Genomic DNA, 5,980 nt, shown 5'->3' with positions numbered 1-5,980 from the left:
TCCACTGAAAACCGGCATGCAGGTTGTGATGCCGCTTGTTCAGTCGAAGAAAGCCGTTCCAACTTACGTTGGAACGGCTTTTTGATTTTATGCCTGCTTCAAACACGTGCTCGGCTTCGTGTAATCGAAGGAGACCGCGACTTGCCGCGACCTGTATATCATTGCGATACCAGCGATTCATGCCGTCATGTCATGAATGAAATGACCTTCGGGTTATCGTCAAACGCCTTCCCGCCTCGCACAATCCTTTCCAACGCAGCGCTTGCTGTCTAACTCTTTGGGAAGAAACCATGTTTGCAGTTACCGGAATCACAGGGCAGGTCGGGGGCGTCGTGGCGCGTTTGCTGCTGGCAGCGAGTCACGACGTCCGCGCGATCGTGCGCGACGCAGCGAAGGGCGAGGCGTGGGCGAAGCAGGGCTGCGAAGTTGCTCTCGCCGACCTCAACGACGAACACGCTTTGCAGCACGCATTCGAAGGCGCGGAAGGCGTGTTCATTCTCCTGCCGCCAACTTTCGATCCATCGCCGGGATTTCCTGAAGCGCGCAAGACGATCGCCGCGTTGCGCGCCGCGCTCGCGGCGGCCAGACCGTCCAAGGTGGTGGTGCTGTCGACCATCGGCGCACAAGCTACGCAGCCGAATCTATTGAATCAATTGCAGATACTCGAACAGGAGCTGGGCACGCTGCCCATGCCCGTGGCGTTCCTGCGCGCTGCGTGGTTCATCGAAAACGCTGCTTGGGATGTGGCGCCCGCGCGCGATTCCGGCATCGTGCCGAGCTTCTTGCAGCCGCTCGATAAACCCGTGCCGATGGTCGCCACGGCCGATATCGGCCGCGTCGCGGCGGAACTGTTGCGCGAATCGTGGACGGGACGCCGCATCGTCGAACTGGAAGGGCCGCAGCGTATTTCGCCCGACATGATCGCCGAGAGCTTTGCGCGTCTGCTCGGTCGCGACGTCAGCATGACAGCCGTGCCGCGTGACACGTGGGAAGAACTCTTCCGCTCGCAAGGGATGAAAAACCCGACGCCGCGCATGCAGATGATCGATGGTTTCAACGAGGAGTGGATCTGCTTCGAAGGCACTGAGAACGAAGTGCGCAAAGGCCGTGTTCCACTCGATACGGTGCTGCAATCGCTGATCGAAAAGGCGTCTTAGGAACCTGCGATTAGTACTCGCCCACGCTGCGGCTGGGGAGCGTTCAATCACTATTCCAAGGGCCATCGCTAATGAAAACAGTGACCCGGGCGAAGGCCACCCGGGTCACATGTTCTCTCGTTCAACCCACTAACGCGTCAATTCGCCAGCGACAGATACGGCGAACTCAGCGGCGCTGGCGGGAAGGACAGTGCGCCGGTTTGTTTCGTGAAGCTGTACCGCACATAAACGGCAGCCAGATATTCACGATACTGATACGCGTTGCCGAGCGATGCCGTCACCCCGGCCGCGAGTTGCGGTGCGAGCTGGAATTCGCCCGTCGCGCTGAACGAGTACGACAGGCCGGTCTTGGTGCTGCTGGCATAAGTACTACCGGCGGTTCCGGAGGTTCCGGGCTGAATGTTGCCGTTAGTCGGGAAATAATCCGAAGCATCCTGCCGGTAGTGCTGCACGCCGATTGAACCCTTGACGTCGTACGTGAACGGGCCGGTGCGGCCCGTATACTCGACCGGCAGGTTCAGGATTACGTACTGCTGCGGGCTGAAGTAGCCGCCCTGGCCATACGTGAAGTACGACAGGTTCTTGTTGTAGTGCATCAGCGTGGTGTTCACGCCCGCCGTCAGTGTCTGGTTCCCGTCCTGGAACAGGCGCGTATAGAAACCACCGCCGCCTTTTTCGGAGTAATTGCTCGCGACATTGTGGCCATCGTAGTACTGGAACGCTAAATTCGCATACACGCCGCTTGTGCCGTCGTCCCAGCCGAGATCCATGCGTGCGCCATTGGACGTCACGCCGCCCCATTCCAGACCTTGACCCTGGTCGCGCGTACCGGCGTAGGAGAGCAGGCTGTCCGTGACCGCGCGTCGGGCGACGGCGATCGAGTACGAGACCTTGTCAGTGAAACCACCGTTGTACTGCGCGCCACCGACCAGGTTTTCTTCACGAAAGCCGAGCGGTGTGGTGCCGACATCGAGTTTGATTTTGTTTGTTTCGTATCCCACGGACAAGCCCACGCCGGTCGCTGTCTGGTCGCCGTAGTTGTTAGCAAGAGGTGAGCTTGTTGCAGCCACTCCCGAGCCGAAACGCTTGAGGGTATCGGTGGTGGTTTGTGCCGTGCCCGCATCCAGCGTCACAGGCGTCGCCGTCACGACAATATGCCCATTGCCCACCGCGATGCGACCCTGAACCGGTGCCTCGATATCCGTCAGGTTCGACAGCCCGTCTTCGCCCGTGCGGTCGCGGAAGATGACGCCGCCAGAAATCGTGCTCGACCGAGCACGGTTGATCTGCGCGAGTTCATCGGCCACGCCTAGCGTCTGCGCGTTCGCCACGTTCACGGGGTTGTTGCCCGCCATGCCGGAATACGCCTGTGCGGTTTGTGCGGGCGCGTAGGCCTGTCCGTAACCGGCGGGAGGTTGCGGAATATAGGGCTGCCCGTAACCCTGGTTCGCGTACGCCTGCTGCTGTTGCTGCGGATACCCGTAACCCTGCTGTGCATACGGCTGCTGAGGATAAGGCTGCTGCGTGTAGTCGGTCTGATCGGCTTGCCTGGTGCTACGCGACGCGGTGTGCTTGCGTGTCGAAGCATGTTTCGACTTCGCTGCGGGCGCGCTGGAATACACCCGCGGCTGTGACGACTGCGCGTACGCGTTCGCTTGCGCTTCGCGCGCAGCGGGCGATATGGGCCAGGGCGAGCTTATCGCGGCATCCTGCGACGGATACTGCGCGTTGTAAGGTTGCTGAGGTTGCTGATATTGATGCTGATACTGCGATTGCGGCTGATATTGCGCTTGACCCTGTGCCTGATATTGACCTTGATACTGCCCCGCGTCCTGAGCCGGCCCTTGCCCCGGATACGGCTGCAACGGCGCCGCCGGACCACCCGACTGGCTCGACCCGGAGGTATCGGGACCGTATCCACCGCTTGCCGCTACTGGGCGCGCAACGTTGCCCGGCGCCGTATAGGGTGCAACGTAAGGTGTCGAATAAGGCGCTGCTTGAGGCGGAGGCAAATAGTTCGGCACGTTCTGCGTCGGTGAAGAAGGCTGAGGATAAGAGGGTAGCCCGGGCATCGGCGATGTAGACCGCGAGAACACTCCGCTCAACAGGCCGGTCGGTGCGCCGGGAGCGCCCGCGTTCGTATCGACGGCGGTCTTGCCTTCGAACGGATTGGTGCCGGGCAGCGGCATCGAACCGATCCGCTGCATGGCCGATTCCCAGCCGCGCGGCACAGCGGGTTGCGCACCCTGGCGAGTGTCACGCGGCGTTTGTTGGACGGGGGAATTCGCCGCGATCAGCGCCTGTTGCAGATATCGCGAAGCCAGCGAAAGTTTGCCCTCGGCGTGATACATGCGGCCGGTCGCGGCGAGCACGCGGGGATCGTCGGGCGCGGCGCGCAGCGCCTGGTTCGCGGTTGCCTCGGCAAACGAAAATTGTTTCGCGCCCGACGCCGCGCCAATCGCCGCTACTTGAAAGCCGATGTCATCAGGACGGCGGGCCAGCGCCGCGCGATAACTCGCGAGTGCGCTGCGATCATCGCCGGCGGAGGTATACAGACGGGCCAGCGCCGCTTGCAGATCGGGGTTATCGGGCGTCGCTGCCAGCCAGGGCGCAATCACGTCATACGCGCTTGCGAGGTCGCCGCGTTGCCGCACCGTATCGGCCTGTTTCACCACAATGCCGATGTTCAGGTTGTTGAAGTCGATGCGCTGCTGCGGCGTGAGTTGCGAAGCCGCCAGCCGCCGCATGACCGCGCTCAGTTCGGCTTCTTGCTGCGGGTTCGTCTGCTGGCCCGGTGCCGTGGGAATGCCCGTCAGGATGCCGGCGTATTGCAGCAGCAAGCCGGTATCGACGGGTGCCGCGGCCATCGCGTCGCGCACCAGCGACAACGCGCGCATGGTGTCGCCTGCTTGCAGATACGACGACGCCAGCACGCCGATCAGTTCCGGGCTGCCTTGCGCGGTCGGCGTTGCGGCTTGCAAGGTCGCTTCGGCCTGCTGCGTCTGACCGGCGCGCGACATCCGGTTCGCGAGTTCGGCTTGGGCGTGCACCCACAACCGGTGCTGCAGCACGGTCATCGCCGGCGTGCGCTGGTTGACCGGGATCCGCTCCAGTTGCGATAATCCCGTCGTCCAGTCCTGCGTCTCGGCGGATAGCAGCGCGCTCGCGTAGAGCGCGTCGGTCATGTCGGGGTGCGTGGCGAGCAAACCGTCCATCATGCTGCGCGCATTGCCGACCGCGCCCTGACGCACATAGATGCGCGCGAGGTCGAGGCGCATCCAGACATCGTCGGGATTGTTCAGCAGTGCATCTTCGAACAGGCTGCGCGCGGCGCCCAGATCGCCGCGTGCTTCCGCAGCACGCGCTTGCGCCGCCTCTGCTTCGCCGCGCAGCTTGTTGATGCCGCCGGCCTTCGCCTGCTGTTCCGCGTTCAACTGGTTCGCGAAAGCAAGCGCTTCGTCGCCGCGACCTTGCGCGGCCAGCGCGCCGACGAGTCCGCGAATCGCATCGGGATTGTCGGCCTGACGGCGCAGCGCCATCCGGTAAGCCTGTTCCGCGCCGCGCGGGTCGCCGCTATTGAGCAGCGTTTCACCGAGCATGGTCTGGGCGGTGGTGTCCGACGGATTCAGGGCGATCGCGCGTTCAAACAGCGACTTCGCCTTCGCGATTTCACCATTGCTGCGCGCGCCAATCCCCTCGCTCGTATAACTCCAGTAAGTCGCGCTGGTGAGCGCGTCCTTCCAGCGCGCCGGATTGCCGGCACGCGACGCGCGTTCGAGATACGTGCGCGCTTCGTCGAATTTTTCCTGCTTCAAGGCGGCGATGCCCATGCCGCCGAGCGCATCGCCGTCGTTCGGGTTATTCGCCAGCACAGCGGAAAACCGTGCGCGCGCCGTGACGATATCGCCGCGATCCAGCGATGCAAATCCATCGGCGACAGCACGTCCCCGGGCATCGACGACAGCATCCGCTTGCGCGCGTTCGCGGGCTTGCTTGTCCTGCTGCACCATCGAATCGAAACGCGCCTTGACGGCAGGGTCATCGGGCGACGCTTGCAAATAAGCTTGATAAAGCGGGGCGTCCGATGCGCGTGCGCCGAGCCACAGCAGTGCTTGGCGCCAGCTTTTCTTGGCTTGCTCGCCGACCGTGCTGTCGGTGCTCAACTGCTCGAGACGGGCGATGCCGTCGCGCCGCGTCGTGTCGCGGTAGGTCAGGTGCTGCGCAAGCGCGAGCGCATAGCGCGGATCGCTGGGGTTCTGGCGCGCGAGTTGCGTCAGGCCCTGGCGTGCCTGGTCCCAGCCCTGCGGTGTAGCGGCGAGTGCCTGGTAATACTCGAGCGTGAGTTCCGGCGTGGCGGGCTTGCCGTCGATAGCACGTTGGTATTCCTGCACCGCCGACGCGTTCTGCCCGCTTTGCGCGAGCCGCCGGGCGTCGTTCACGGTCTGGTCGCGCGGGCTGGTTTCGCCCAGCCGCCGGCCGAGTTCATCGATATTCGGATACTGCGGCGCCACCGCCCGCAAGCGTTGGAGATACTGCTGCGCACCGCTGCCGTCCTTGCGGTCCGAGAGGATGATGCCCATGCCATAGAGCGCGTCGGGCTGCTTCGGGTCGATGCGCAGCACTTTCTGCCACGCCTGCTCGGCCAGATCCCCCCGGCGATGCGCCTGCCAGTAGCGGCCCTGATCGATCAACACGGTCAGCGGCGCGTTCGCGTTGGCAGCAGCACCAGTGGCGCCCGCGCCCGCAGTAGCCGCGCTGCTGCTGGCAGCTTGCGCAAACGCGCTCGGCGGCACGTTGGCGACACAACCGGCCGCGAGACTCAG

3 protein-coding genes are annotated in these 5,980 nt (G+C 63.6%); 1 reads left to right on the top strand and 2 read right to left on the bottom strand.

The features are described 5' to 3' along the window. Positions 1–181: hypothetical protein (locus EOS_RS48520; protein ID WP_235443103.1), on the bottom strand; the 181-nt coding region annotated here is incomplete at its 3' end. A 109-nt stretch (positions 182–290) separates the two neighbouring features. Between EOS_RS48520 and EOS_RS38720 the strand changes: the two genes are divergently transcribed. Beyond that, entirely contained in the window at positions 291–1,157 is an 867-nt protein-coding gene (locus tag EOS_RS38720) for an NmrA family NAD(P)-binding protein (protein WP_047897521.1), read from the top strand. Between the two features lie 137 nt (positions 1,158–1,294). Here the strand turns inward: EOS_RS38720 and EOS_RS38715 are convergent, their stop codons facing one another. Then, complete coding sequence (locus EOS_RS38715; RefSeq protein ID WP_047897520.1) at positions 1,295–5,980, bottom strand: cellulose biosynthesis protein BcsC; 4,686 nt, start codon at positions 5,978–5,980, stop codon at positions 1,295–1,297.

The organism is Caballeronia mineralivorans PML1(12) (genome assembly GCF_001028175.1).
GTDB lineage: Bacteria > Pseudomonadota > Gammaproteobacteria > Burkholderiales > Burkholderiaceae > Caballeronia > Caballeronia mineralivorans.
This window is presented reverse-complemented; position numbering and strand designations above follow the sequence as displayed.

What these genes read in the sequence shown, in the direction of transcription:
- EOS_RS38720 (WP_047897521.1), top strand. Translation starts at nt 291, where the DNA reads ATGTTTGCAGTTACCGGAATCACAGGGCAGGTCGGGGGCGTCGTGGCG.